This window comes from Methanobrevibacter millerae (genome assembly GCF_900103415.1).
Lineage (GTDB): Archaea > Methanobacteriota > Methanobacteria > Methanobacteriales > Methanobacteriaceae > Methanocatella > Methanocatella millerae.
In genome coordinates this window covers 12833-38698 of sequence record NZ_FMXB01000019.1, presented here as the reverse complement: position 1 = coordinate 38698, position 25866 = coordinate 12833, and the positions used below count along the sequence as shown (strand labels likewise).

Genomic DNA, 25866 nt, shown 5'->3' with positions numbered 1-25866 from the left:
ATAATCAATCCTCTTCTAAAAGCATCTGAATTGACTTTACATTGCCCCTTTCGGTATATCCTATGATGATACGGCTTTCACCTATATAGACAACATCAAAATCATCATGCTTATTTACACTATATCCCTTGAGCTTTGCGTAGGAATCCAATGCAATTCTTCCGTAGACGCCGAAATTCTTCTGGAAGGTGTAGAAAGTGTCCTTGAACTTCTCAACGCTGTTGTTTTCCTCGAGATTTCCGGCTTCAATGGCTACAAATATGTCAAGTCCCTCTTCGCTGACAGCATAATATGCATCCATGTCCAGAATCGCAACGGTAGTCATCGCCAATGTGTGGCATGCGTTGAAATCCGCCTGTATTATAGGAGAAGAATATTCCGGAATTCCTGCATCGATTCCTGCCTGCCTCATTTCGGCTGCGGCCTTAATCAAATCTGCTCCGAAGATTTCCTCGCTGTCCCATGCCCAGGACCACTGGTGGAGGTCTTCGCGATAGAATCCGAGGACCTGAATCGGAAGGGAGACGTCCCCAAAGACCACAGTACCGTTGTCCAAATCCAAAGTGCCTTCGGTATCTCCAATGAGTTCTGAGAGGTTTTCCTGCTTGTCCAAAGCAAGCGCACCGTATTTGGATAAGACCATTTTAAATGAGTCTCCTTCACGGATAACAACAGGTTCTTCAATAGTTTTCAAATCAAATCACCTAAAATTCTAATTTTGAAATTCTGTCCATTGCTTCTTTGGTATTTTCCAAAGTGTTAAATGCTGTAAGTCTTAAATAGCCCTGTCCGCTTGGTCCGAATCCTGAACCAGGAGTTCCGACAACGTTGGCTTCTTTTAAAAGAATGTCAAAGAAATCCCAGGAATCCATTCCGTTAGGCGTTTTTACCCAGATGTAAGGGGAGCTGATTCCTCCACGGACTTCAAGACCCAAATCTGTCAGGCTTTCCCTAATGACCTTTGCGTTTTCCATATAATAGTCAACGACTTCCTTGATTTGAGCTTTACCCTCTTCTGAGTAGGTTGCTTCGGCTGCCCTCTGTACAGGATAGGATACACCGTTGAACTTGGTGGTCTGCCTTCTGTTCCATAATGGATTTACTTCAACTTCATTGCCCTGACTGTCCCATGCAATCAGTTCTTTTGGAACGACAGTGTATGCGCAACGGGTTCCGGTAAATCCTGCGGTTTTGGAAAAGCTTCTGAATTCAATGGCCACTTCACGGGCTCCTTCGATTTCATAGATTGTGTGAGGAACGTTTTCCTCATTGATAAATACTTCATAAGCGGCATCGAACAATATGATTGCCTTGTTTTCCTTTGCATAGTCGACAAATACCTTAAGCTGATCTTTTGTCAGGGTGGTACCTGTCGGATTGTTAGGATAACATAAGTAAATAATGTCTACAGGTTCTGAAGGCAATTCAGGAACGAAATCGTTTTCGGAATTGCATTTGAGATAGGTCAATCCTTCATACATTCCGTCATCACCCATTTCGCCGGTTCTTCCGGCCATGACATTTGTATCAACGTAAACAGTGTAGACAGGATCGGTTACGGCTATCTTATTGTCCAGGCCAAAAATCTCCTGAATGTTTCCGGTATCACATTTTGCGCCGTCACTGATGAATACCTCACCGACGTCAAGGGAAACTCCATATGGCTCAAAATCGTTTTTAATGATGGCTTCAGCCAAAAAGTCATAACCCTGTTCCGGACCGTATCCCCTGAAGGTGTCTGCATCGGCCATTTCCTCAACTGCATTTTGGAACGCTTCAACTACTGCAGGAACCAATGGCTTGGTAACGTCGCCTATGCCCATTTTAATTACATCAGCGTCAGGATTTGCTTCAACGAATTCAGCTTCTCTTCTAGCAACTTCAACAAAAAGATAGCTGCTTTTCAATTTAAGATAGTTTTCATTAATTTTAACAACCATAATTAAACCTCTAATATAGAATAATATTTACTATTATATTATATCATTTTCAAAATATATAAAATGAATTGTTTAAAAAAGAATGCTTTAAATTGAAAAAAATCTTTTCACTGAAGCATTTCAGAAAAATGAAGTCAGATTAAGTCTTTTTTAAAAACAATATAAAACTTTATATCAAAGAATTTGTAATAAATAATATATACTATAAACTTAATTAATTTATAAGAAGTGGATGAAATGAACGAAACTATATTGTTAATCTGGGCAATTATTGCCATTGTTGGTATAATCGCTGTGATAGCTGTCAAACTATATTACAGAGATAAGGATGATGAAAAAGAGGACTTTACAAACATTACAACTCAAAATCCCCTGCAGGAAATGATTTCCGAGCAGGAAAAGAAAAACAGCAGCAAAATTAATAACAACACCAAGCCAAAAAATCCGGTTTCCGATTATTTCGCAAGACAGAATGAACCTGAAATCACCCTTAGAAAGGAAGGCACACGTGCAAATACCCAATTTGACCCATATATTGTTCCTGAGACGAACAGAAATAACAATATGAATAGAAACATTAGTTATTCATCCCAAAATCAAGTTTTAATTAATTATGAAGATAACGTTCAAAAGTTCCAAGAACCAATAACCGAAACCCAGAGAGATATTATGAATAAAAATAATAATGAAGATAAAAATTCCGATGTCAGCTATACCAAAACAAGCGAAAGCAAGCATGAGCTTAAAGACTTGTTTACAATCGATGAACTGATTAAGGAATCAAAAAGAAAAGATGACGAAAGGGAAAAGGAATCCCAAACCATCAGAAAAGAGGAAGATGACAATTCAGACATTAAAGAAAGCATCAAAAAGAATCAGGAAGCTGCCAAAAAGGACGATGAAATCAGAGACATCGAAGACATCAGAAGCAGCATTGAAAAGATGCATGAAATTGCTGAAGCAATCAAAGCCTCAGACAATGAGGACGTTCCTTCACAAGCCGTAGCTTCACAAAAGGACATTGATGAAGCCATCGATTCAGCAAGCAATGAAGCTGAAGAGGAAATCACTGAAATTTCAGAAACAAATTCAATAACCGACGCTGTCATCAAAAAGGAAAGCGAAGATACAACCGTTCAGGAAACCCTTGACGTTAAAGAGGAAAGCGTACCTGAAGAAAAAGCAGAAAGTGTCGAAGAATCAGTTCCAGAAGAAAAGCCTGAAATTTTCAAAGAGGAAGTTCCTGAAGAAAAAACCGAAAGCATCAAGGATGCAATCCCTGAAAGCGAGGAAATCAAGACTCCTACCCTTAAATCTCCAACCAAAGTTGAAGAGGACAGCGTAAGTATTCTTTCAGGTGCGGATGAGGATTACGAGTTCGGAGCTTCAATCGATTCATCCAACTTATTTGAAGATGAAAACGGCGAGTTAAGCGATCTGGATTACAGAAAAGACCTTGCCAAATTCACCAATTCCATTAAAAATTCAGGCATCGTCAAGGATATTCGTCAAAAGCTGGCTCCTGAAAGCAGCGACGATGAACTGGATTCATTGAATGAGGACTTCATCAGAAACGTCAACTCATACACCGACGAAGCCAATGAATTCTATGATGACTATGACGATTATGCTCCTATAATCAACGAAACCCACGAGGATTATGTGGAACCTGAAGAAGACGAAATAAGACAGGAAAATACCAGAAGAGTATTTGAAAATGCAAAAAGCAGCGCTTCAATCGACAACATCCTTGAAAGCGAACCTATTCCTACTCCAAAGGCAATTCCTGAAAAGTCAAGCCTCAAGGTATTGATTAACAACAATGAGGAAGTCTTAAGAAAAGGCGATGAAATTATCTTTAACCACGAAGGAGATACCTATTCAAGCAAAGTGTACTCCATTAACGGTGATGACATCAAAGTAAAATACAGAAGGCAGGACATTACAATCAAGCCAAGCGACATTAAAAAGATATATTAAAAATATATCTTTTATTTTTCATTTATTTCATAGCCGCCATCACATAAAACGTATTTAGCCCTGCTTATTTTTAAAGATCTTATTATATTCAAGTAAAAATCGTCCAGTTCCGCATCCGCATAGGGATATACGAATTCAAAAGAATATAGATTATCATCTTCAACGTACATGAATTCATTGCGGCGGATTTCATTATCAGCGCTTTCAATGGATGATACCAGCATATAGTAGATATCATCATTGATTGCTAAAAAATCGGAAATTATTATATTTATATTAGGAGTTGAGCCCAAAGTCGTCTCCATCGCATCCTTAATCTCAACAAGACCCGTTAAGGTGGGAGCTAACGAAAACTTGATTGTCATAGGTATATTGGGATTTACCAGTGACAACTCAACGAAATCTCCCTTGTTGGGAATCACATCAAAGCCTTCAGGCGTTTTTAAAGTGACGTATCCGTTTGTAAACAGGGTCATTTAAACACCTATTTGTGGGCAAAGTAGAATATCAGCTCATCATCCGTTACTTCATCCAAACGTGCAAAACCGACCCTTTCGAACTGTACAACGTCTCCAACTTCCAGATCTTTTAATGCTGACTCGCCGAGGCCTTTTTTAAGTGATGCGTCATCCATTACAATAGTAACGTTGACATTATCATCATAAGGCACCCACTGGATGATTCTGGCCTTCAGATCCCTTGCATCTTCAAAGGAAGTTGAATTGTAAGTTACCTTATCTCCTGAAATGTCCACATTAATTGCATCCATCAGCCTGAATACGCCGTCTGCAATGTCTGATTTTGCAAGATAAGCACTGCCTGCAAACGGAAGGAGCCTGTTTCCCCTGTCGAGATGGTCTGCATGAAGCGGCCTTTCGATTACAATCTCGCCGTCCGCATAACCTTCAACCTCGATTAGCTGAGGGTCTTCAACAAAGAAATAACGGTTTGCTATAGGTTCCAATAAATTACGGTTCAATCCGTAGATTTTCTTCCAGCTGATTGCTGAATCGGCCATCTTAACGCCTATTTCTGTTATGAGATTGTAAATGGCTTCAGGCCTTATTCCACGCCTTGCAATGGCTCTTAATGTTCCGAGCCTTGGATCGTCCCATCCGCTGTAGGTGCCATCCTCGATTCCTGCAAGAGCCTTTGAGGTACTCAATGCGATGTCCTCCATTTTAAGCCTGCCGTAATGAATGAACTCAGGCAAATCCCATCCCATGTGGTCGTAGAGGTATTTCTGCTTTTCGCTGTTTGCCAGATGGTCCTTTCCCCTTAAAACGTGAGTCATTCCCATCAGATGGTCATCCACCGCTACGGAGAAGTTCATCATAGGATAAATCCTGTATTTGTTGCCCAGTCTCGGATGGGTTTCCTCAACTATTCTCATAGCCACCCAGTCACGGATTGCAGGGTTCTTGTGATTGATATCTGTTTTAACCCTTAAGACAGCCTCACCGGCTTCCATAGTATCGAACTTATCCCATAATTCAAGGTTTTCCTCAACGGAATTGTCCCTGCACGGACATGCCTTGCAGTTATCCTTAAGCTCCTTGAAGTCAGCGCCGTCACAGGTACACATGTAAGCTGCGCCCTTCTCAATCAATTGGCGTGCATAATCGTAATAGATTTCGAACCGGTCTGACTGGAAAACGATTTCATCAGGATTGATTCCAAGCCACTTTAAATCCTCAGGAATCATTTCATAAGCGTCTTCATAAACCCTTTTCGGATCGGTATCCTCAATTCTCAATATCAGTTTGCCGTCATGCCTTTTTACATATTCTGCATTTGGAACGGCAGCTCTAGTGTGTCCGATATGCAGAGGTCCGCTTGGATTTGGAGCGAAACGAAGAACTATGTTTTCATGAGTTCCCGGAAGTTCCTGCAGGCCTGCCTCTTTTGCCTTGGGCTTTTTGTCCTGAACTTCAACGCCCAGCTTTTCCATTTCGCTTGCCTGCTCTTCTGCAGACATAGCGTTTACCTGAGCTACTATTTTTCCTGAAAGAGGTCCGATTTCCTTTGCCCTGCTTCTCAGTTCCGGCTCGTTTGCCATTATTGAACCCATAACGGCACCGGGATTTGCATTTCCCTTATGCTTGGCCGCATTAAGCAAGGCATGCTTATATACAATTTCTTCTAAATCATTCATTTAATCATCACAGTTTAAATTTTAATTGAAAACAAGTAATTGGAGTAATTGAAACACTCCATTTTCTAGGTATTATATTTAAATTAGGATATACTTAATGTTTTTCAAAAATCATGAAAAAGATAATATAACTTGAAGAATATAGTAAATTAAGAGTAGTTATTAAAAAATTGGAGTTTTAATAAATTATAATGGTCGATGCAAATGAGCGATGCTATTGAAACTGCAAAAGTGTACATTGAAGAAGAAAATTATGACGAAGCTCTAAGATTAGCTAAAAAAAGACACGGGAAAGATGACGTTGAATCCTATTTGAAAATATTGGATTTATTGATTGAAAAAGATTATCTGCTTGCCCTTGAAGAAAAGGGAATGTATTATCAGTATTTTGATGAGACTCACGACGATGGAGATTACGGCGAAAAGTATTTTGATGAATACTTAACCAAACAACCTCGCTCCATTAACGTTCTCTGCGACAAGGCAATGTCAAGATTCAACAAGAACCACATTGACGAAGCCCTTGAGTACATGGACAAGGCAGAAGAAAAGTACAAGTCATATTCGCCGATAGAAAAGCCCCGCATTTCCAAAAAGGAAGTGAAGATGGGCAAAATCGAACTGTTAATCCAGGCCAAAAGATATGATGAAGCCCTTAAAAACCTCACCGATTATGAAAGCCGCTATGGCGAAGACGAAAAGCTTATTCTATACAAAGGTTCCATGCTTCAAAAAAACGGTCAGAACAATGAGGCTTTAAAATATCTGGAGAGATCCATTGAAAGCGAAGAGACAATAATCGCATTCAACGCAAAAGGTGATGCCTTATACGAGCTTAAGGAATATTCCGAAGCCCTCAAAAATTACAAGAACTGCATAAGCTATGAACAGCGTGCACAGGAAGATTTGGAACTCGTTACAAACTTCAACTACAAGGCCGCTTTCTGCTGCGTGAAGCTCGGCAACGACAAGGAAGCCATCAAATACCTGAACAAAACAATCAACATGCTGAATGAGCACGGAAGACTTCCGAAAGACCTGGAAGCCATTTATCAGAAATGCTCATTTGAAAAGGAAAGGATTTTAAAAAGCGGTGATGTCAAGGATAAGGAATTCAGGAAAACGAGATTCCTCTCAGCAAGACATGCCATTTACGCATTAATCGTTATTTTCATACTGTATATAATCTTAAAAATGAACGGGTATTAATTATTTTGCGAAAATCATCTCAATTGTGCTTTCGCCGAGTTTTAAAGACTCCTCGCTCAATACCGCAAAGATTATATTAATTGAATAGTCTGGATTGTCATTAATGAAGTCGCTGCATGAGCTAATGGCTATTTTCCATGCAGCCTTTTTCGGATATCCGTAAATTCCTGATGAAATCAGAGGAAAAGCTATTGAAGTGCAATCGTTTTCCTTAGCCAATTTCAGGGAATTTTTATAGGCGCTGTAGAGAAGCTCCACCTCATTGCTGTTTCCTCCCTGCCAGACGGGACCGACCGCATGGATAACGTATTTGGATGAAAGATTGAATCCCGGAGTGATTACCGCATTTCCGGTTTCACATCCTCCGATTTCAGAGCATGCCATTGCAAGTTCAGCTGATCCGGCTTTTCGAAATATCGCACCGCATACACCGCCCCCTTCAAGAAGCTGACTGTTTGCTGCATTTACAACAGCATCAACATCCAAATCCACTATATTAACCTGTTTTACTTCAATACTGCTTTTCATCAAAACCACCATTATCTTAATTAATATATTATATATTAAAAAGAGATATATTTTTAGGGAAAAATATTTGATTAATAAAAACACTGAGGGATTTTAAAATGAGGCTTGGAAAGACAAATCTGGAAGTTAACAAGAACGGTTTTGGTGCGCTGCCAATACAGAGAAGAAACATGGCCGATTCGGTTGAAATTCTGCGCCATGCATATGAAAACGGAATAGATTTCTATGATACTGCACATTTCTACACCGACAGCGAAGCCAAGCTGGGTGCGGCCTTTGAGGACGTGCGTGAAGACATATACCTTGCAAGCAAGGGAGCAGCCGAGGAAGTGGAGGAATTCTGGAATCAGCTTGAAACATCACTTAAAAGCATGAAAACGGATTATCTTGATTTATATCAATTCCACAATCTATCATTCTGTCCGAAAGAGGATGATGACTTGTATAAAGCAATGTTTCAGGCAAAAGAGGATGGATTAATAAGACACATCGGCATTACAACCCATAAGATTACCCATGCCCATGAAGCAATTGAATCCGGACTCTATGAAACCTTGCAATACCCATTTTCCTATCTGAGCGGTGAAAGTGAAATCAACCTTGTAAACAGATGCAAAGAGCTTGATGTCGGATTTCTGGCAATGAAAGGAATGGGTGGAGGATTGATAACAAATTCAAAGGCATCCTATGCATTCATGAATCAGTTCGATAATGTCCTTCCTATTTGGGGAATCCAGAAGATGGAAGAGCTTGATGAATTCCTTTCATATGATGAAACGACCGTTCTGGACGATGAACTGAAAGAAGCCATCGAAAAGGACAAAAAGGAACTTGGAGATGACTTCTGCAGGGGATGCGCATACTGCATGCCATGTCCCGAAGAGATTAACATCAGCATGTGCGCCAGAATGAGCCTGTGGATTAGGAGATTTCCGGCAGAGCCATACCTGACCGAAGAATATCATGAAATATTAAACAAGACCCTTGACTGCGTGGAATGCTATGAATGCGTTGAGAAATGCCCATACGAATTGGAGATTCCCCGCCTGCTTAAGGAAAACTATGAAGACTATCAGAATGTATTGAACGGAAAAACGAAAGGTGTAAGAAATGAAACAGTGCATTGAAAATCCGAATGAAGTGAAATGGGACGAATTCTGGGCAAGCGAACTCGAAGCGAAAAAGGACAGAGGAAAAGACTGGGACAAGGCAGCTGCCGGCTTTAAAAAAAGAGCTAAAAAGGATGATTATCACGAGTTGTTATTCTCCAAATTGATATTGGATGAAAACGACAGCGTTCTTGATTTGGGCTGCGGCGAAGGTTCAATAACGCTTCCCTTGGCCAGAAAGGTCAGGAAGGTAACTGGAGTTGACTCATCAGTGAAAATGCTTGAGCTTTTAAACGAAAGGGCAGATGATGAAGGCATAGATAACGTTGAAACAATTTTAAAACCCCTTGAAGACATAACATATGATGAAGTCGGTCCTCATGACGTAGTTTTGGCCTCAAGATCACTTAACGGAATAATACCGATTAAGGAAACTCTGGCTGAAATCAACAGGATTGCCCGCAAATACGTCTTCATTACATTGTTCGGCCCTGAAAACTGGAAAATAGAAGGCGAGTTCAATGAATACATCGGCCGTGAAAACAAGCATTTTCCAGGGCATAACTACCTCTTCAATATCCTTTTCAATATGGGAATCTATGCAAACGTTGAGAGACTGGACATTAAGGCCTTCAGGGAATACGATACGATTGAAGAGGCAATGGACAACGGCAAATTCCGTCTTGACTTGCTGAGCGATGATGAAAAGGACAAGTTAAGGCAATACCTGTCAGAAATCCTTAGCGAAAATCCGGAAACCGGAAAACTGTACAACAAAAAGGACAAGGCAGACTGGATACTGATTTGGTGGAGAAAAGATTGAAAATTTGCAGAAAATGGAAATTCCATACCAAATATTAAAATTTTAAAGTAAAATGTGAAATTAAATGCTGAATTTAAAAAAAAAAGATTAATCGCCAGGGCTAATAGTCCCCGGCAACGTACTGAATTCTAATCAGTTGGATTTAATCATGGTTAAAATCATTTTATACGGACTGTTTACTGCCTGAAGAGCGTGAGGTTCATTTGCAGGCATGATAATGATTTCACCTTTTTTAACAGTATTTTTGACGCCTGAAATTGTGATTTCAGCTTCGCCGTCAATGATTTGAACCATTGCGTCAAAAGGAGCTGAATGCTCTGATAATCCTTGGCCCTTGTCAAAGGCAAAGAAGGTGACCGTTCCAAGCTCTTTTTTGATGACTTCACGGCTTACGACTGTATCATCCTGATATTCAACCAGATTTTGGATATCCAAAGCTTTTGCCTTGATATCTTCGCTCATTAATCTCACCCCATTATTGTCTTAATATCGGCTATTGCATCGCCAGTTATCGGAGTCAGGTTGTAGTTTTCAACCAAAACGTTAATGATGTCTTCATTGCACCATGCTGGAAGAACAGGTCCAATCCACATGTCGGTTTTTCCAAGGTAGAGTAAAGCCCAGAGCACTGCTGCAGCCTTCTGCTCCATCCAGCTCAATACGATTGTTAACGGCAATTCGTTCAATTCCATTTCAAAGAGATCGCATAATGCAAGTGCCACGTCAACTGCAACGATTGTGTCATTGCACTGTCCGACATCCAGGAGCCTTGGTATTCCTTCGATGTCTCCCAAATCCAAATCGTTGAACTTGTATTTTCCGCAGGCCAACGTTAAGATAACGGTGTCTTCAGGTAAGTTCTGTACAAATTCCCTGTAGTAGTCGTTGTGTTTTGCTGCCTTGTCACATCCGCCGACAACGAAGAATCTGGAAATCTTACCGTCCAATACCAGTTCCTTGATTTTTTCTGCGTGTTCAACGATAGCTCCTGCGCTCCAGCCTGTGGTAATCGTAGTCAGTTCTTCAGGTTCTAAAGATCCAAGGGATTTTGCGCATTCGATAACTTCTGAGAAGTCGTAATCGTCCACTGTCTTTACCCCTTCAAGTTTGGCTACGTCCATTGTGAACATCCTTTCCTTATAGGAGTCCATTGCAGGAAGTACACAGTTACTGGTTCCAACGATTGCTGCATTGTATTTCTTGAAGGTCATTCTCTGATCGTGCCATGCTCCACCCAGCTGTCCAGCGAGGTTTTCGTACTTGTTTAATCCAGGGTATCCGTGTGCCGGAAGCATTTCGGAGTGGGTGTAGACCTTGATGTCGGTTCCTTCAACCTGTTTCAACAGCTCTTCCAATGCCTTCATGTCGTGGCCGGTTACGATAATGGCCGGTCCTTCCTGTGCGCCGACTTTCACTTCTACAGGCTGAGGTTCGCCGTAGGCTTCGATGTGTGCGTCCTTAAGAAGTCTCATTACGTCAACGCTTACCTTACCCGCTTCCAAAGCCAAAGCAACCAAATCGTTTACATCAAAGTTAACGTTGGTTAATGTAGTGTATAGTCCTTTGGTTAAAAATTCATCGATTTCAGGGTTCTTTTTACCTAAAACGTTAGCGTTGTAGTTGTATGCGCTTATACCTTTCATGGTAAATATAAGATTATCTTGCAATCTTGCTACAGTAGGTTTTTTACCGCAGACTCCGCTTACAGTACATCCAGTACCATGAGCGGTCTGGGAACATTGATAACAGAACATATCTAAACTCTCGTTTGCCATTTTAATTACCTCGAATGATTGTATAATTATAGTTTAATATCAGATGTATTTAAAGATTTTGTCACTATTCAAGGGTTAAAAGTAGTAAATATATATAGAATGAAATAAAGATACTAAAACATGAATGATGATGTATATTTACTGAAAGGGATTGGGCTTACCATGTATGAAGCTCAAGCATATGTAACGCTGACCTCATTAATATCAGCTTCGGCAGTCGAAGTGTCCGAAAAATCGAAGATTCCTCGAAGCAAAATATATGATGTTTTGAAGAAGCTGAACGAAAAGAATTTCATTGAAATCGAGGACGGAAGGCCTCTTGTATATACCGCAAAATCTCCCGTGGAAGTGCTGAGCAGGGAAAAAGAAAAGATAGATGCTCAAATTGAAGATTCCATAACTAGGCTGACCAGCGTCTATGAAAACGGAATCAGTCAGGTGCAGGCACCAATCTGGAGGATTTACGGAGTTGAAAAAATCATCAACAAGGAAATCGAAATAATCCAAAGGTCAAAAAAGAAAATCAACATGAGAATAGGATTTCTTTTTGAAAATGAAGCTGAAATCCTTTTAAAGGAGTTTAAAAAACGTAAAAATCTGGAAGTGAAGATTCTGGCATCCCCAACATGCTACATTAACGACGAAAAGTTCGAAATCGTCGAATTCTTTAAGGAAAACGGAATGGAAATATACAGGGCAGACATTCCCTTCGTTAAAATGATAATAGCAGATTCCAAGGAGATGTTTCACACCTATACCAAATTTTCAGATGACAAAAGAAACGTTATACCGACGACTGCCATCGGAATCTGGAATCAGTACGAGGACATTTCAAGAAATTACGATGAGCGCTTTGAAAATCAGCTGAAAAAAATAAGTAAAAAGCCAAAAGTCAAAAGAAAATAAACTCTCCGAAACAACTATCACAACAAAAAAAATCAATGAATCAATGATCCAAATTATTTTGACTAATGGCTCTTTAAAGAGATTAACCTCTAACAATAGTATATGCTTCATAATATATAAATTAGGCAGTTATTTCCTAGGTAAATATTATAAAGAGCGAGTAAAAACGGTTTAAATTCGATTTTACCGACTTTTTGTAATATTCTAAAAAGGAAGTTACCGGCTTTTTGAATATTACCTTCTTTTTAGAAAATTGCTCTAAGGAGGTTATATTGTCTGAGTCAAAATAACAAGTCTTAAATAGTTTAAAGAACTAAGTATAATATGGCAATAAAATTATTGCCAAATTTTTTTAGTGAAAGTAAGAAAAAATCCTAAGGTAATGCTTTAAATCACTCATCAAAGACATACGTACAAACACATGCATCCCACCCTTTAACTTGCATCCTCCCCTTAAAGCATTACCGATTGTGAATGATACTCCATTGAACTTAAGCAAGTTAAAGGAAAAAAACACATGGGGCTTTTTTTAAGCCCCATCTACTTTTTGTAAAATTCCTCGAATCTGATAAAATGTTCCAAAAGATTCGGATCAAGACATATCAATCCCCTTGCAGAAATTTCAGGAGGAACATCCCAATATGCTGAGGCTATGCTTCCTGCAATGGCCGCCTGGGTATCCGCATCGCCGCCCAGTGAAACGGCGTTTCTAGCGGTATCCTCAAAGTCCCTAGCTTCCAAAAAGCAGATTATTGATTCGGGAACGGAACCCTTGCAGGATACGTCAAACCTGTAATCCGGCCTTATCTCATCGACGGTGCGGCTTAAATCGTAACCGTAATTATCTTCAACATGCTCTTTAATCTCATCCTTTGTAAAACCAGTTCTTGCCAGATAAATCGCATCTGAAGTGGCCAGTGCCCCTTTGATTCCTTCGGGATGGTTATGGGTTACGGCTGCAGACATTTCAGCCAGTTTTTGAGCTTCTTCCAATGATTCAGCCACCCATGCACATGGACTTACCCTCATTGCGGAGCCGTTTGCCCAGCTTCCGTAGGCTTCGGGATTCTTCTGGCGAAGCCAATTTCTGAACATGCCTCCGTAACCGGCGCCAGGATAGCTTCGACCGAACATCTTGATTTGTCTAATTAATACCTCAATAGAAGTTTTATCCTTAACTAACCATGATGCGATAGCCAGCGTCATTACCGTGTCATCGGTGAATGAGGAATGTTTATCGAACAACAAAAAATCTTTTTCTTTTATGGGATGGAATTCATGGCTTGAGCCGATGACATCCCCGCATATAGCACCAATTATACCTTTCATATTAATAACTTTGTAATAATCATTCATTTAAATATGTTGAAAAATAAACAAATAAACATGAAGAAAAAACAATTATTAATCATAGCAATAATTGTCGTTCTGGCAGTTGTTGCATGTTTAACGGCTTATATGTTAGTAAATTCACAGCCCGAAAGTTTAAATACTCTTAGAATAAGTGACAGCTGCACTGTTGAAGTTCCAGTTGACAACAACACCGTACAGAATCTCAATGATGGCATTAAGCTTTATTCCTTTGAAACTCACAGCCTCAACATCACACATGAGAAGAACTCCAACAACAGCGAAATCCAGGAGCTTTTTTCAAATCTGACTAAAAATTGCGAAAAAAAGGAAGACAATATCTATTATGACAGCTCAACCGGCATATATTCAACATTCATTGAAAACAGCGCTACAGGTGACGGGTTAATAATCTCATCAAGCGATTTGGATCTGCTGAAAAGAGTTTCCGCTTCCTTAAAGTTCAAAAATCCAAAAACAACCGATATTGCAAATGATACCAACACTACAGAAGAGGCAGAAGATATCGGATTTGTTGAAGACACAGGCTATGATGGAAGCTATTACCCTCAGGACTACAGCAAGAACACACCATCTTCACAAAGCAGCAGTCCAAGCAGCTCAAGTAGCTCAAGCAGCGACAGCAACAGCAAGCCTCAGCCTAGTACCAATCAAACTTAAAATTAAACGATTTTCCTTATGAGAACGGAGGTATTGTTTGTGTTTCCTGTAGGCAATACCATAACTTCCTTATGGAATCCTCTCGTATCCTTATCAAGGACAGGAGAATAAAGGATTGCACGCATACCAGTGTAAGTCCTGTATATGACCGGAGTGTTTTCATCCACATATTCCCAGATGTTTGCAAAAACCCTGTCCTTTGGCTCTGCAAGCGCTGCAACCATTAGGATGTCATAATCCAGACCTTCTATTACTTTTTCATTGCCTACAATGATTTCAATTTCATCCTCAAGGTCTAATCTTTTCAGTACCTTCCTTGAAAGGTCAGCCACTGACTCTTCCTGTTCTATTCCGATACATTTGCATCCGAATACCTTGTTGAACATGATCAGCGTTAACGGAAGAGGTCCGCTTCCCAGAAATACAAATGTCTTTTCATCGTTGAATCTTGCAAGCTGGCTTTCGTTTTCTATCAATCCAATATATCTGTCATAGAAATGGAAGGAATCAAGGGTTTCTGTAGGATTATCGGATTCCAAAATCTTTAACGCATTTTCAGTTTCAAGCCTTGCTCCGACATAGACATAGAATTTTCTGATTAATTTCAATGCCTTATTCATCTTTTCGTCATCGAGAATGTGTTTTGCGGAGTCGAAATCTATTGTCCTGTCGTGGGCAATTATTTCTACGTCATCGAGTATCTCAATGATTTCATCTATATTTACATCATCAAGTGCGGAATCGCCGTATTTCTCCAAATCACCATATGAAGATAACTTATCGGCAATCTCTTCGAGTTTACCCCAGTATTTATAACAACTCATTTTAATCACTAACTATTCATATATACTTAATATATATTAAAGTTAACTAAGTTAATACCATTAAAATGATTTTTATTAAGAAAAAACTAGTTTTAAAAGTAGTATCATAAAAAAACAGAAAAAATTTATATAAATAATAGCTATTAAAGACTTGAGGAGTCGAGATTTGCTTTAATAGCTATTGTAGACAGGGAAAGAAACCTACATATTTTTTTATATAAATTTCTTTTTTTAATTATCTAACATTGATGGAAAAAATTAAGCAATACTAACTGGTTATGCCAACAATCAATACTGCTCGGCCAATGATGAATTTATCAATATTAAGATAATTATCGAAAAATAACCAAAACATTTTCTATTTTAATTATCTTTCTAACATTAGTAATTCAACTCACTAATCTTAGAAAGACAATTAATAAGTGATAGTAAATAGCTAATGAATAGCTATTTACTGCCTATGGCTGATTATATGACTCTATTTCAATTCTAATGGACCTAATTTTGAGAGAGTTTTATGGAATTCAGTCATTGTTCTTTGGAATTTTTCTCCTTCTGAAGCGGAAATCCATTCATGGCGGAACCTTTCCTTTTCGATTCCGAACTCTTCAAGAATATCTTCCACGATTTTGGATCTTCTGGACCATTTGTAGTTACCAGCGTCATAGTGGCAGTCACCGATGTGGCAACCTCCTACAAATACTCCGTCAGCACCTTCTTCAAATGCTTTGAAAATCATTGAAGGATTGATTCTTCCAGAACACATAACACGAATGATTCTAACATTAGATGGATATTGCATACGTGCGGTTCCTGCAGTATCTGCACCTCCGTAACAACACCAATTACATAATAAACCTACAATTTTTAAATCATCAGACATGAAACCACCTCATAATTCTACTTTATCTGGACTGTATAACGGAGGTTTACTATCTGTTGTAACTCCAGCTACATAACCAGTTCTATCACAATATTTCTTCTGCAATTTATCAAAAATCAATGATACCGGGATATCCATTGGACATACGTCATCACACTGACCGCAGTCAACGCAACTGAAACTCATGTGGGACAATCTTACACCCTGGAAAGCGATTGGGCTTGGAGGTATGCTGCCCTCATCCTTGAAGTAAGGCTTGTTGAGTTCACAGTTTTTGTAACACCAGCAGATTGGACAAATGTCACGGCAAGCGTAGCAACTGATACATCTGCTCCATTCATCGCTTTCGCTGACAGCTGGATAAGTTGCTTTCTGATTGTTTTTAGCCATTTTAATCATGATTTTTTCAACTTTTGCCCTTCCTTCAACTGCTGCATCAGCAGGATTCTTGGTTTCGATGAATCCGCCTTTTTTAGCACCGTCAATTAATTCCTGACCTTTTTCATCGTTGATTTCAATGAATGTCCATCCGTCTTCTGCACCCCAGTTTCCACAAGCGATATTTGCTCTTCTTGGGATTTTAACGTCACATCTTTGACAGTTTTTACGACGGCCGTATCCGTTTTCTTCCAAGTCATGGATTTTAACAGCTTCTTCGCCGCCGTCTGCAAGTTCAATGATGAATTGACCTTTGTCGATTTCTTCTGAAATGACATCATCGGGGTCTGCTTCATAGTATAAATCAATCATTTTTCTGGCCTGAATAGGAGATACTGTACCTCCACAGTTCAAACCGACAGTGAAAATGTTGTCAGGATTGATTTTATGCCTTTTGATAAGTTCATCAACTGATCTGATATCACATGGCTTTACTGAAACAGCCACTTTCTTATCAGCATAATATTTTTGAATCAAGTCTCCAACCATTGTTGGAGCACAGTGATAGGAACCTGCGGTTCCGATTAAATCTTCAGAATTTGTAATGAAAGTTGGAATTCCGTCATAGACATCATCGCAAGGACGTAAAGCTAAAACACCATCTACAATACCTTCATCTAACAAATATTTGAAAATACTAGTTACTGCTCCACCGCATTCACCGGCTTTTGCAATGTCTTCATATTTAGATTTAGCTAAAACATAACTCATAAAAATCACACCAACTAACCTTTAATTTTTTCAATAACATCAACAATACTTAATTCCTCAGATTCCATTACAGGAACGAAGTTTTGAGCGTCACCCATGGAATTTACAAATGCATCTTCACATTCCAACCAGGATTTTACAGGAACAACAATGTCTGCAATTTCTGTTGTGTTATTTTCAAATGAGGAAAAACTGATTACTTTTGATATTGATTTGAAATTATAATCGAATTCGTCAACAATATCCTCATTAAATACTAATAAAACATCTGTATTATCAAACAATTCAACCATTTCTTCTTTTGAAATGGAATCTGCAATGCCTAAAATACCTTTGGTATTTGGTTTGCTGTATACTGCCAATACTTTAGAACCTAATCCTTTGATTGCTTCTAAATCCTCCTCACTGTCGACAGTATTGAATACAATTACAGATGAATCGTCTAACTGATCTTTATAAGCGTCTAAAAATTCTTGAACTGGTGCTGAGCTTGTTTCATCGGAAACGTTAGCGGTTACAGAGGTTTCAGCTTTAATATTGGAGAATATTTTTGCACCGTTTTTCATGGCGTGAACGATTCTTCTTCCGATTAACGGATTGTCATATAGGACATCTCCGATTACTAAAAGAGAACTTGCCTGTTCGATGTCATCGTAAGAAGCAACTTCATCGAAGTTTCCTAAATCGTTAGCATAGAATGCTAAATTGAAACCTTTTTCATCGCTGAATGCTTTAATTGCTTCTGCTTCTTTTAAACTGTTATATCCGGATAAGATAACAGTAACATTATCTTTTGCACCGATTTCTTTAGAAACTTCAGCAATAGCTTTTTCTAAATCAACACTTCCGTTTGAGATAGTAGCTTCACTAATCTTATTTTCACAATTTTCAATGGAAGTTCTTCCATTGGCACAATTTTTTCCCTCGTTTACAGGGTGTCTTTTGTATGGAAAAGTTCCAACAACAGAGTCATTATCCAAAATCACATTAATACCACAACCAACACTGCATGATGGGCATAACGTGTGTTTAATTTCTACCATAATACATCACCAAAATTAGTTGAAAAGAGTACTTGAAATATCTTCACTGCCAAAGCCGGATAAATTTTCCGGATTTGATAAAATAAGAGTTGATTCCCTCGTTAATGAAATCATTTCCATGAAAACAGAACATGCTTTATTAAAAATTAATTTAGAAACGTCTTCTTGATCAAATTTTTCGAATTTTTCTAACTCCACATATCCATCAATTTTAAAATCTGATTTGAATTGATTTAAGGATCTTAAAATTATGCAAAATTTCACTTGATTGAGATGAGTGTCAAGATATTCAATTGACCAGTCCACATCCAAATCCAAACTTGAGTTTTTTGGATTAACATCCGGCCTTATCATTCCAATCTTTTGCATATGTATTTCCATGTTACTCCCCAACAATCTTACTACACTTAATAAAATTATCTAATTAAGTAATATTAATTAAATAACTCAATACTATTTTAGAAGTAATAAGCATATAAATGTTTTTATTAATTTTTTCAATTTACAGGTTTTTAATCAAAATATAGTACATTTTTGTTCAATTAATCGAAAAATCATTCGTTTATAATCAAACAATTCGAAAAAGAAGCAACAAAATCATTTTAAATTAAATTTGTAATACTTCTTAAAAAATGTTAAAACTCATTAAAAAATAATTAATTTAAAAAAAAATAGACATATAATGAATTAAACAAATAATTAAATTATAGTCAGATATTTGATAAAAAAATAGCTAAAATGAAAAAACAATTAGTAAAATAAAGCCAAATAAATAAAAAAAATATTAGTAATACTTTATTAACTATTATTACTACTTATAATCATAAGAATTATTGCAAAAAGTATTACTAGATAATCAGATTATGAATGTCTTTCCAGCACGAAATCTGCAATGTCACAAAGTACCTGTTTGCTTGAAGAATCAGGCAATATTTCAAGTACTTCCTTGGCCTGGTCCACAGATTCTAATGCCAAATTGCGAGCATATTCAATAGCACCACAATTGTTTAAAATTTCAATTGCATTATCTATATTTGCCTGTGAATTATTGTCATCTTTCAATATTTCAAGTAATTTATCTGAATCGTCACCTGCGGATGCAAGGCCGTTTATTGCAATTATGGTCATCTTGCCTTTTGCAATATCAGATCCGATTGGTTTTCCCAAGGTTTCCTCATCACTTGCCAAATCAAGGTAATCGTCCTGAATCTGGAAAGCAAGACCTATAAGTCTTCCGTATTCATACATTGCATCAATAACTTCGCTTGAAGCTCCACCCATAATGGCTCCTACCTTTGTGGCAGCTGCAATAAGTGCACCGGTTTTCTTGAATATCATTTCCATATATTCGTCTTCGGATACATCATAGCGGTCTTCAAAGCCCATATCCAAAGCCTGACCTTCACAGATTTTGACACAAGCATCTGCAACTGTAGCCAATGCCTGGTTATTCTGTTCGGAAGTGGTTCCCTGACTGCATATAATTATTTCAAATGCCTTGGAAAACAATGTGTCTCCAGCCAGAATGGCAACGTCCTCTCCCCATACTGTATGAACGGAAGGCATTCCCCTTCTCATGTCGTCCTTATCCATGATATCGTCATGAATCAGTGAAAAGGTATGGATAAGCTCAATGGCGGATCCTGCTTTAAGCGCGTTTTCCTTTTCTCCTCCAACAGCTTCTGCAGTTATCAGACTTAAGGCAGGTCTGAGCATCTTTCCTCCTGCCTTGGTCAAATAAATTGATGCCTCTTGAAGATTATCCGGAGTAATAACAGACAATTCATCTTCGATTGTTTTAATGATGTCAGATGAATAATTACCCAATATTTCTTTTACATCACTCATTTTAATCCTCCTAACTTCTAAAAACTTGTGCTTGTGAATTTCTTAAAATGTGAACGTCATAACCTATTCTATATCCTTCCTCTTCAGCCAATTCGCCGTAGGCGGAAAGCATTGACAAGTCTCCGTGTGCAGGAATGATGTGCTGTGGTTTCAGCATACGTAAAAATTCCCTGTGGTCTTCCCTCCCGGCGTGTCCGGATACGTGAGCATTAGGATAGATTCTTGCGCCGTTTGACTGCAGTCTCCTTTCCATAATGTGCCTGTTTGCGGCATTTGTAGGATTCGGAATGATAGGTGGTGAAATAATGACATTGTCTCCTGGCCTGATAGTGAACGGAGTTCTTCCGCTTGCTATTCTTGGAAGAAGTGCATCAGGCTCACCCTGATGACCTGTTGTTACAAGCAGGTACTTGTCACGAGCCTCATCGGCTTCCATCAATGCCCTGTTTACTGCCTTAGGGCTTCCGTAAATGCTTGCGTTTTTAGGCAGCTTTAAAATGCCCTGCTTTTGTGCGATTCCACAGAAACGCTCCATTGACCTTCCCAAAAAGAATATTTCCCTGTGGGACTTTTTGGCAATGTCTGCAATTGCCTGAACCCTTTCGACGTGTGAAGAAAACGTTGTGACAATCATTCCAGTCTTTTCATGAAGCGGGCCTCGCATAACATCTTCCAGAATGTTTCTGGCAATGCGCTCGGAATGGGTTTTTACTTCATTATAGTTTTTGGCGTTTGTGGTTTCAACAATTAAAACAAGCACTCCTTTTCTTCCCAATTCCTTTAATCTTCTGTAATCAGGCGGTGGAGATACCTTTTGATGATTATCAAACTTGAAATCCAATGCATAAACGATTATGCCTTCCGGAGTGTGCAATATCGGAAATACAGCCTGAGGTATACTGTGAGTGGACTGAACGAATTCCAGTGTAATGTCTTTTGAAAGCTTAATCTTTCCTCCGGGATTTAAAACCTTGATTGGATTGTTAACTTTAAATTTGCGTTCTCCCTTAATTTGTTTTTCAATCAATGCGGCGGTATAGGGAGTTCCGATTAATGGAGCGTCATATCTGTGCGCCAATTTGGCTACAGCTCCAATATGGTCCAAGTGACCGTGTGAAAAGACAATTCCTTTCACCTTACCGTCCACATCCTTCATCAGAGTGTCATCAGGAATAACTCCTCTTTCAATCAAATCCAAGCTATGCATTCTGTCGATGTCAGTATCTTCGTGCATGCTTATTCTGTCAAGATGAATGCCCATATCAAAAATAATAACGTCTTCACCTATCTTGACAGCCGTCATGTTCTTACCGACTTCCTGATAACCTCCTATTGCGATTACTTCCACGCTCATATGTTTCTATCTCCTTGAATAATTCTTTGTGTTAATTCCTCTTTCATCAAGCCATTGTTTAGTTTTTCCGCTTATGACCAATCTGGATTGCTTTAATTCTTCAATAGTGTTTGCTCCAACTAAAAACATGGCTATTCTTAAAGAGTCGTTGAAATAATGAATGAACTGATTCAATTCATCCTGTGAAACTGATTTTTTCAAAAACGGCAATGCCATACCTACGCTGTCCGCTCCAAGAGCTATTGCTTTTGCGGCTTCAAGGCCATTCCTTATGCCCCCTGATGAGATAATCGGTACCTCAACTGCGCTTGCAACTTCTGCGGTTGAAACTGCTGTAGGAATTCCCCAGTCCCAGAAGAGCTCTCCCAGATACCTGTCTTCTGAGCGGTAGGTTTCAACAGCGGCCCAGCTTGTTCCGCCTGCGCCTTCAATGTCTATGAAACTGACTCCCGCATCAACCAGCTGTTTTGCGGTTTCAGCAGATATTCCGCAGCCTGTCTCTTTTGCCATCACCGGAATGTCAACAATGTCCGTTATCTCTGAAATTGACTCAAGATATCCTCTTGCATCCAGATCGCCTTCCGGCTGGATTGATTCCTGGAGAGGATTGAGATGGATTGCCAAAATATCCGCATCCAAAATCTCAACAGCCTTATTGGCCAGATGCAACTGTGGAGCTCCGATATTTCCTATAAGCAAACAGTCAGGAGCGTTTTCACGTACAACAGAATAAGTGTCTTCCAGTTCAGGGTGTTCGCATGCAGCCCTTTGAGAGCCGACGCCCAAAGCTATGTTATTTTCTTCAGAGACTATGGCCAACTGCTCATTAATCTCTTTTGCTGCAGGATGGCCACCGGTTATTGCCGTAATAAATAAAGGAGAATCTAATTTTTTACCAAAAACTGATGTAGATAAATCAATTTCATTCTTGTCGACTTCCGGAAGTGCGTTGTGGATCAGCTCTATATCCTCAAAACCGGTAGTCTTGTCCTTAAACTCAACATCATAATTTTTACAAATTAATAAATGCTCTAATTTTCTATCTGAAATCATGTTTAACTCCTTGAAATAACAGTTCCTTTAACCTCTTCATCTTCTAAAACCTTATAAATATTGTTTTCGATTTCAGCATTTATTATTTTAGATTCGATTCCCAAATCAGCTAAATATAAAAGTTCCTTGATTTTACCGACCATTCCTCCGGTAACGTCAACGTTTGTGGTTCCCTCCAAAGTTTCCAGATCCTCGATTGATGAGAATTTCTCATAAAAGACCGCATCGTCATGTGTTTTAGGGTTTTTGCTGTAGACCCCATCCACGTCGGTTCCCAGAATTACCTTATCGGGATTCAGGTTCCTTGCAAGATACTGGATGAGTTGGTCTCCTGAAATTACACAGAATTCCAGGTCACTGTCCAGTACAACGTCGCCGTAAATGACAGGAATGAATCCTTTCTTGAGATAACCTTTAAAAATGTCCAGGTTACCGTGAGTGATTCTTTTGGAGCTTGCAGTAATGAATGAGGATGCAGGAATTGCAATTACTGGCAGTCCTTCCTCTATGAATTTTTCAGAAATTAACATGTTCAGTTTCTTTACCGCATTTTGAATCTCGCAAAAGCCCAGTCTCTTTTCGCCGTATTCGCTATCAGCGAAAGACTCTCCTATCCTGTATTTTTTAGCTGGAGGATGACCGAATGATCCTGCGCCGTGGACTATAATCAAATCCTTTTCGGAATTGTCAAGTGACCTTTTGATTTCACCTGCAATCCTTTTCAGACTGGCTGAATCGATTTCGCTTTCACCTGCATCCTTGTTCGTTAGGATGCTTCCCCCGATTTTTAAAATAATCATGAAAATCACATTCTGACCTTAGAAGAAACTCCGCGTTTAGTAAAATTGACCTTCAATACATTATCCTCTTTTGCAATGCCTTCGGCAACTTCCTTAACCTTGCCCGGACAGAGCGCAATTATGCTTCCTCCTCCGCCGGCACCGGTGATTTTGGAGCCTATCGCTCCGCATTCCCTTGCAGTATATACCATTCGTGACAGTTCAACGGTATTAACGCCCAAAACATCCAAAAATCCATGATTGATGTTCATCAGTTCACCAATCTTTTTGTAATCCTGCTTTAAAATGGCCTGTTTGCCATAATTCGTCAAATGACCCATAGACGTGATTACAGGGTTAATGACCTTGGAATTCCTGTTTTTAAGAGACCTTACATCCTTAACCATCTTTCCAGTATTTCCATGCTTGGTCGTGTATCCGACAACAAAAGGAGCATTGAAATTAATCTTGAACGGTTCGAAGGTCTTGCTTCTTGAGAGGTAAACGAGCCCTCCGTAGGTGGAAACCAGCGTGTCCAGTGGAGAAGCAACTCCCTGAACTGCCTGTTCGACCATATGTGCGTCGTGGGCTAAGGATTTCTTGTTAAAACGAATGTTATGATATCTGTATAATGCTGCAAGCGTTGCAACAGTAACTGCGGCAGATGAGCCTAATCCGGAACCGATAGGGATTTCGGAAGACAATGTCATTGTTATTGGAGTATGGTCATGAACTCTATGAAAAGCTTCTAAAATATATCTGATGATACCTGGCTTTCCCTTAATCAGATTATAAGTCTTGTTTTTGGTGTTAAGTTCAACTTCAAAGTTCAAATCGTAGGATTTTAGAGTAGATTTGCCGGTATATGATTTTTTGATTTCTACATATGCCCTTTTATTGACCGCACCTGCAATGGCGGGTTCACCGTAAACTACGGAATGTTCCCCGAAAAGAATCATTTTTGCTGGAGCGGAAGCCATAGCCTTCATAATGACACCTATCTAAAAATACCTGAAGCGTAACCTACGACTGAAGTCAAATCACCTGTAACGTCCCCGCTAGTCCCGTACTTTAAAATCTCTGAGGTGTGCTTGCCGCACATCTTTGAAAGAGCAATTGTAGTCATGACAGGACCGTAACCGCACATGGTAATGTTATATTGAATAACCTCTTCATAAAGCTTGAATTCATTCATGTTCTCAATATCTTCAAGGACGTATCCGTCAACGGTATTTGCCTTTTCCTGATTGTTGAAATGGGACAAATCCGTACTTGCAATGACACAGTATGACCTCTTAAGCTCATTTCCTGCATCATATATTGCCTTTGCAAGATCGCTTGAAGCGGAAAATGACTGTGAGCCCATGACAATAGGCACGATTTTGAAATCGTTCGAGAAATACTGCAGAAACGGCAGCTGAACTTCAATGCTGTGTTCAAAAAGATGAGCCTGAAAATCAGCGCTTGCCACATCCGAAAAAGAAATAATGGAATCTGCAAATTCTCCGTCGATTTCGACATTGCCTAAAGGAGTCATCCATTCCCCTTCGTTATAAACGGAAACTTCACTACCGTAACCTGTGTGGTTGGGACTTATTATAATGAAAACTTCAGGAAAACCGTTTTCAACGATGGCACAATAGCTGTGAGAAGCTATTGGACCTGAATATTGAAAACCCGCATGCGGAGACATAACGTTGACTGGATATTCATCACCGTCAAATTCTTTCATCTCCGGAACATATCCTACCCCGAAATCGCTTAAAAAGCAACTTTCAATCATTTTCATTAGAGTTTCAGGGTTCTGCGGATAAAAAGATCCGGCTACAGCAGGTTTTCTTATCATTTAGTTCACTTAAAATTTAAGTTCGAAATCGGTTGCTTCGATATCTAAGTCTCCATCTTCTGGAATTTCGCCTCTTTCCCTTAAGATTTGTCTTGCAAGTAACCAGTAAACTAATGCGATAGCTTTTCTACCTTTGTTGTTTACAGGCAATGCAATATCAACAAAACTGAGTAAGTTTTCAGTATCACATAATGCGACTACAGGAATACCGTTCTGTTTTGATTCGAGAACTGCTTGTGCGTCTGATCTTGGGTCAGTTACGACAATGATTTTAGGTTCGATGAATTTGGCGTAATTTGGGTTTGTTAAGGTTCCAGGAATGAATCTTCCAGGAATGGTGGTTGCGCCGGTGATTTCACCGAATTTTTTGACAGGAGCCTGACCGTATTGTCTGGTTGCTACAACTAAAATGTCATCAGGGTCGTATTTTGCCAATAATTTTGCGATTTGCCTAATTCTTTCATCAGTCTTTTGGATATCCAATACGTATAAACCGTCAGATCTTACTCTGAATATATATTTTTCCATATCACTAGTTTTCTGTTGGGTTCCAATGTGTAAACCAGCTGCTAAATAGCTGTCCAATTCAATTAATAATTCGTTTGTCATAATAATGTCTCCGTTTAATTTA

Annotated in this window: 26 protein-coding genes; 6 read left to right on the top strand and 20 right to left on the bottom strand. The window is 39.1% G+C overall.

Annotation, left to right across the window (positions count from 1 at the left end; translation table 11 throughout):
* Positions 1–4: 4 nt before the first annotated feature.
* Both F3G70_RS09915 and F3G70_RS09910 read right to left on the bottom strand, forming a co-directional pair.
* A complete protein-coding gene (locus tag F3G70_RS09915; RefSeq protein WP_149732546.1) occupies positions 5–694 on the bottom strand; it encodes a DUF6882 domain-containing protein in 690 nt (229 codons plus the stop codon).
* Positions 695–704: 10 nt separating this feature from the next.
* Positions 705–1940, bottom strand: a complete 1236-nt coding sequence (locus F3G70_RS09910; protein WP_149732545.1) for an LL-diaminopimelate aminotransferase — start codon at positions 1938–1940, stop codon at positions 705–707.
* A gap of 237 nt (positions 1941–2177) precedes the next feature.
* Here F3G70_RS09910 and F3G70_RS09905 point away from each other — a divergent pair, with 237 nt between their 5' ends.
* Entirely contained in the window at positions 2178–3920 is a 1743-nt protein-coding gene (locus F3G70_RS09905; RefSeq protein ID WP_149732544.1) for an ATPase, read from the top strand.
* A gap of 11 nt (positions 3921–3931) precedes the next feature.
* On the opposite strand, the gene F3G70_RS09900 is transcribed toward F3G70_RS09905, so the two are convergent.
* Together F3G70_RS09900 and F3G70_RS09895 are read right to left on the bottom strand one after the other, a co-directional pair.
* Positions 3932–4396 carry a hypothetical protein gene (locus F3G70_RS09900; protein WP_149732543.1) on the bottom strand — a complete coding sequence of 155 codons (465 nt, stop codon included), beginning with the start codon at positions 4394–4396 and terminating at the stop codon, positions 3932–3934.
* An 8-nt stretch (positions 4397–4404) separates the two neighbouring features.
* Positions 4405–6075, bottom strand: coding sequence for a glutamate--tRNA ligase (locus F3G70_RS09895; RefSeq protein WP_149732542.1), 1671 nt, complete (start codon positions 6073–6075; stop codon positions 4405–4407).
* A gap of 204 nt (positions 6076–6279) precedes the next feature.
* On the opposite strand from F3G70_RS09895, the gene F3G70_RS09890 reads away from it, so the two are divergent.
* Entirely contained in the window at positions 6280–7284 is a 1005-nt protein-coding gene (locus tag F3G70_RS09890) for a tetratricopeptide repeat protein (RefSeq protein ID WP_149732541.1), read from the top strand.
* On the opposite strand, the gene F3G70_RS09885 is transcribed toward F3G70_RS09890, so the two are convergent.
* Positions 7285–7812: a macro domain-containing protein gene (locus F3G70_RS09885; RefSeq protein WP_149732540.1), complete on the bottom strand. Its 528-nt coding sequence runs from the start codon at positions 7810–7812 to the stop codon at positions 7285–7287.
* A gap of 98 nt (positions 7813–7910) precedes the next feature.
* Between F3G70_RS09885 and F3G70_RS09880 the strand changes: the two genes are divergently transcribed.
* Positions 7911–8939: an aldo/keto reductase gene (locus F3G70_RS09880; RefSeq protein WP_149732539.1), complete on the top strand. Its 1029-nt coding sequence runs from the start codon at positions 7911–7913 to the stop codon at positions 8937–8939.
* Positions 8923–9744, top strand: a complete 822-nt coding sequence (locus tag F3G70_RS09875; protein ID WP_149732538.1) for a class I SAM-dependent methyltransferase — start codon at positions 8923–8925, stop codon at positions 9742–9744. Before F3G70_RS09880 ends, F3G70_RS09875 begins: the two co-directional genes overlap by 17 nt.
* A gap of 132 nt (positions 9745–9876) precedes the next feature.
* On the opposite strand, the gene F3G70_RS09870 is transcribed toward F3G70_RS09875, so the two are convergent.
* On the bottom strand, positions 9877–10206 hold the full coding sequence (locus tag F3G70_RS09870) for a cupin domain-containing protein (protein ID WP_149732537.1): 330 nt from the start codon (positions 10204–10206) through the stop codon (positions 9877–9879).
* A 5-nt stretch (positions 10207–10211) separates the two neighbouring features.
* Entirely contained in the window at positions 10212–11519 is a 1308-nt protein-coding gene (gene hcp, locus F3G70_RS09865; protein ID WP_223166069.1) for a hydroxylamine reductase, read from the bottom strand.
* A 120-nt stretch (positions 11520–11639) separates the two neighbouring features.
* Between hcp and F3G70_RS09860 the strand changes: the two genes are divergently transcribed.
* Positions 11640–12425 carry a TrmB family transcriptional regulator gene (locus F3G70_RS09860; protein ID WP_149732536.1) on the top strand — a complete coding sequence of 262 codons (786 nt, stop codon included), beginning with the start codon at positions 11640–11642 and terminating at the stop codon, positions 12423–12425.
* Between the two features lie 540 nt (positions 12426–12965).
* Here F3G70_RS09860 and F3G70_RS09855 read toward each other — a convergent pair.
* Positions 12966–13754, bottom strand: a complete 789-nt coding sequence (locus F3G70_RS09855; protein ID WP_149732535.1) for an ADP-ribosylglycohydrolase family protein — start codon at positions 13752–13754, stop codon at positions 12966–12968.
* 57 nt (positions 13755–13811) lie between these two features.
* Between F3G70_RS09855 and F3G70_RS09850 the strand changes: the two genes are divergently transcribed.
* A complete protein-coding gene (locus tag F3G70_RS09850) occupies positions 13812–14456 on the top strand; it encodes a hypothetical protein (protein WP_149732534.1) in 645 nt (214 codons plus the stop codon).
* A 2-nt stretch (positions 14457–14458) separates the two neighbouring features.
* Here F3G70_RS09850 and F3G70_RS09845 read toward each other — a convergent pair whose 3' ends face one another.
* The 12 genes from F3G70_RS09845 to rpsB all read right to left on the bottom strand — a co-directional run bounded on the left by F3G70_RS09845 (position 14459) and on the right by rpsB (position 25844).
* A complete protein-coding gene (locus tag F3G70_RS09845) occupies positions 14459–15280 on the bottom strand; it encodes a nicotianamine synthase family protein (RefSeq protein ID WP_149732533.1) in 822 nt (273 codons plus the stop codon).
* Between the two features lie 478 nt (positions 15281–15758).
* Positions 15759–16163 carry a hydrogenase iron-sulfur subunit gene (locus F3G70_RS09840; protein WP_149732532.1) on the bottom strand — a complete coding sequence of 135 codons (405 nt, stop codon included), beginning with the start codon at positions 16161–16163 and terminating at the stop codon, positions 15759–15761.
* Positions 16164–16172: 9 nt separating this feature from the next.
* Positions 16173–17318 carry a Coenzyme F420 hydrogenase/dehydrogenase, beta subunit C-terminal domain gene (locus F3G70_RS09835; protein ID WP_188118153.1) on the bottom strand — a complete coding sequence of 382 codons (1146 nt, stop codon included), beginning with the start codon at positions 17316–17318 and terminating at the stop codon, positions 16173–16175.
* Between the two features lie 8 nt (positions 17319–17326).
* Entirely contained in the window at positions 17327–18355 is a 1029-nt protein-coding gene (locus tag F3G70_RS09830; protein ID WP_149732530.1) for a molybdopterin-dependent oxidoreductase, read from the bottom strand.
* Between the two features lie 15 nt (positions 18356–18370).
* Positions 18371–18736, bottom strand: coding sequence for a hypothetical protein (locus F3G70_RS09825; RefSeq protein ID WP_149732529.1), 366 nt, complete (start codon positions 18734–18736; stop codon positions 18371–18373).
* 480 nt (positions 18737–19216) lie between these two features.
* A complete protein-coding gene (gene idsA / locus F3G70_RS09820) occupies positions 19217–20203 on the bottom strand; it encodes a short chain isoprenyl diphosphate synthase IdsA (RefSeq protein WP_149732528.1) in 987 nt (328 codons plus the stop codon).
* 10 nt (positions 20204–20213) lie between these two features.
* Positions 20214–21557, bottom strand: coding sequence for an RNase J family beta-CASP ribonuclease (locus F3G70_RS09815; RefSeq protein WP_149732527.1), 1344 nt, complete (start codon positions 21555–21557; stop codon positions 20214–20216).
* Positions 21558–21563: 6 nt separating this feature from the next.
* Positions 21564–22610, bottom strand: coding sequence for a type 2 isopentenyl-diphosphate Delta-isomerase (gene fni, locus F3G70_RS09810; protein WP_149732526.1), 1047 nt, complete (start codon positions 22608–22610; stop codon positions 21564–21566).
* 2 nt (positions 22611–22612) lie between these two features.
* Positions 22613–23410 (bottom strand): isopentenyl phosphate kinase, encoded by a 798-nt coding sequence (locus tag F3G70_RS09805; protein WP_149732525.1) that lies wholly within the window; start codon positions 23408–23410, stop codon positions 22613–22615.
* A gap of 5 nt (positions 23411–23415) precedes the next feature.
* Positions 23416–24378: a mevalonate kinase gene (mvk, locus tag F3G70_RS09800; protein WP_149732524.1), complete on the bottom strand. Its 963-nt coding sequence runs from the start codon at positions 24376–24378 to the stop codon at positions 23416–23418.
* A gap of 8 nt (positions 24379–24386) precedes the next feature.
* Positions 24387–25235, bottom strand: a complete 849-nt coding sequence (locus F3G70_RS09795) for an MEMO1 family protein (protein ID WP_149732523.1) — start codon at positions 25233–25235, stop codon at positions 24387–24389.
* A 9-nt stretch (positions 25236–25244) separates the two neighbouring features.
* Entirely contained in the window at positions 25245–25844 is a 600-nt protein-coding gene (gene rpsB / locus F3G70_RS09790) for a 30S ribosomal protein S2 (protein ID WP_149732522.1), read from the bottom strand.
* Positions 25845–25866: the final 22 nt, after the last annotated feature.

Excerpts from the sequence above, each read along its gene's own strand:
- F3G70_RS09855 (WP_149732535.1), bottom strand. The coding sequence starts at position 13,754 with ATGAAAGGTATAATTGGTGCTATATGCGGGGATGTCATCGGCTCAAGC.
- F3G70_RS09825 (WP_149732529.1), bottom strand. The coding sequence starts at position 18,736 with ATGGAAATACATATGCAAAAGATTGGAATGATAAGGCCGGATGTTAAT.
- F3G70_RS09850 (WP_149732534.1), top strand. The coding sequence starts at position 13,812 with ATGAAGAAAAAACAATTATTAATCATAGCAATAATTGTCGTTCTGGCA.
- F3G70_RS09845 (WP_149732533.1), bottom strand. The coding sequence starts at position 15,280 with ATGAGTTGTTATAAATACTGGGGTAAACTCGAAGAGATTGCCGATAAG.
- F3G70_RS09815 (WP_149732527.1), bottom strand. The coding sequence starts at position 21,557 with ATGAGCGTGGAAGTAATCGCAATAGGAGGTTATCAGGAAGTCGGTAAG.
- F3G70_RS09905 (WP_149732544.1), top strand. The coding sequence starts at position 2,178 with ATGAACGAAACTATATTGTTAATCTGGGCAATTATTGCCATTGTTGGT.
- hcp (WP_223166069.1), bottom strand. The coding sequence starts at position 11,519 with ATGGCAAACGAGAGTTTAGATATGTTCTGTTATCAATGTTCCCAGACC.
- rpsB (WP_149732522.1), bottom strand. The coding sequence starts at position 25,844 with ATGACAAACGAATTATTAATTGAATTGGACAGCTATTTAGCAGCTGGT.
- idsA (WP_149732528.1), bottom strand. The coding sequence starts at position 20,203 with ATGAGTGATGTAAAAGAAATATTGGGTAATTATTCATCTGACATCATT.
- F3G70_RS09840 (WP_149732532.1), bottom strand. The coding sequence starts at position 16,163 with ATGTCTGATGATTTAAAAATTGTAGGTTTATTATGTAATTGGTGTTGT.
- F3G70_RS09910 (WP_149732545.1), bottom strand. The coding sequence starts at position 1,940 with ATGGTTGTTAAAATTAATGAAAACTATCTTAAATTGAAAAGCAGCTAT.
- F3G70_RS09870 (WP_149732537.1), bottom strand. The coding sequence starts at position 10,206 with ATGAGCGAAGATATCAAGGCAAAAGCTTTGGATATCCAAAATCTGGTT.
- F3G70_RS09895 (WP_149732542.1), bottom strand. The coding sequence starts at position 6,075 with ATGAATGATTTAGAAGAAATTGTATATAAGCATGCCTTGCTTAATGCG.
- F3G70_RS09880 (WP_149732539.1), top strand. The coding sequence starts at position 7,911 with ATGAGGCTTGGAAAGACAAATCTGGAAGTTAACAAGAACGGTTTTGGT.
- F3G70_RS09875 (WP_149732538.1), top strand. The coding sequence starts at position 8,923 with ATGAAACAGTGCATTGAAAATCCGAATGAAGTGAAATGGGACGAATTC.
- F3G70_RS09830 (WP_149732530.1), bottom strand. The coding sequence starts at position 18,355 with ATGGTAGAAATTAAACACACGTTATGCCCATCATGCAGTGTTGGTTGT.
- mvk (WP_149732524.1), bottom strand. The coding sequence starts at position 24,378 with ATGAAGGCTATGGCTTCCGCTCCAGCAAAAATGATTCTTTTCGGGGAA.
- F3G70_RS09795 (WP_149732523.1), bottom strand. The coding sequence starts at position 25,235 with ATGATAAGAAAACCTGCTGTAGCCGGATCTTTTTATCCGCAGAACCCT.
- F3G70_RS09805 (WP_149732525.1), bottom strand. The coding sequence starts at position 23,410 with ATGATTATTTTAAAAATCGGGGGAAGCATCCTAACGAACAAGGATGCA.
- F3G70_RS09860 (WP_149732536.1), top strand. The coding sequence starts at position 11,640 with ATGAATGATGATGTATATTTACTGAAAGGGATTGGGCTTACCATGTAT.
- fni (WP_149732526.1), bottom strand. The coding sequence starts at position 22,610 with ATGATTTCAGATAGAAAATTAGAGCATTTATTAATTTGTAAAAATTAT.
- F3G70_RS09885 (WP_149732540.1), bottom strand. The coding sequence starts at position 7,812 with ATGAAAAGCAGTATTGAAGTAAAACAGGTTAATATAGTGGATTTGGAT.
- F3G70_RS09890 (WP_149732541.1), top strand. The coding sequence starts at position 6,280 with ATGAGCGATGCTATTGAAACTGCAAAAGTGTACATTGAAGAAGAAAAT.
- F3G70_RS09900 (WP_149732543.1), bottom strand. The coding sequence starts at position 4,396 with ATGACCCTGTTTACAAACGGATACGTCACTTTAAAAACGCCTGAAGGC.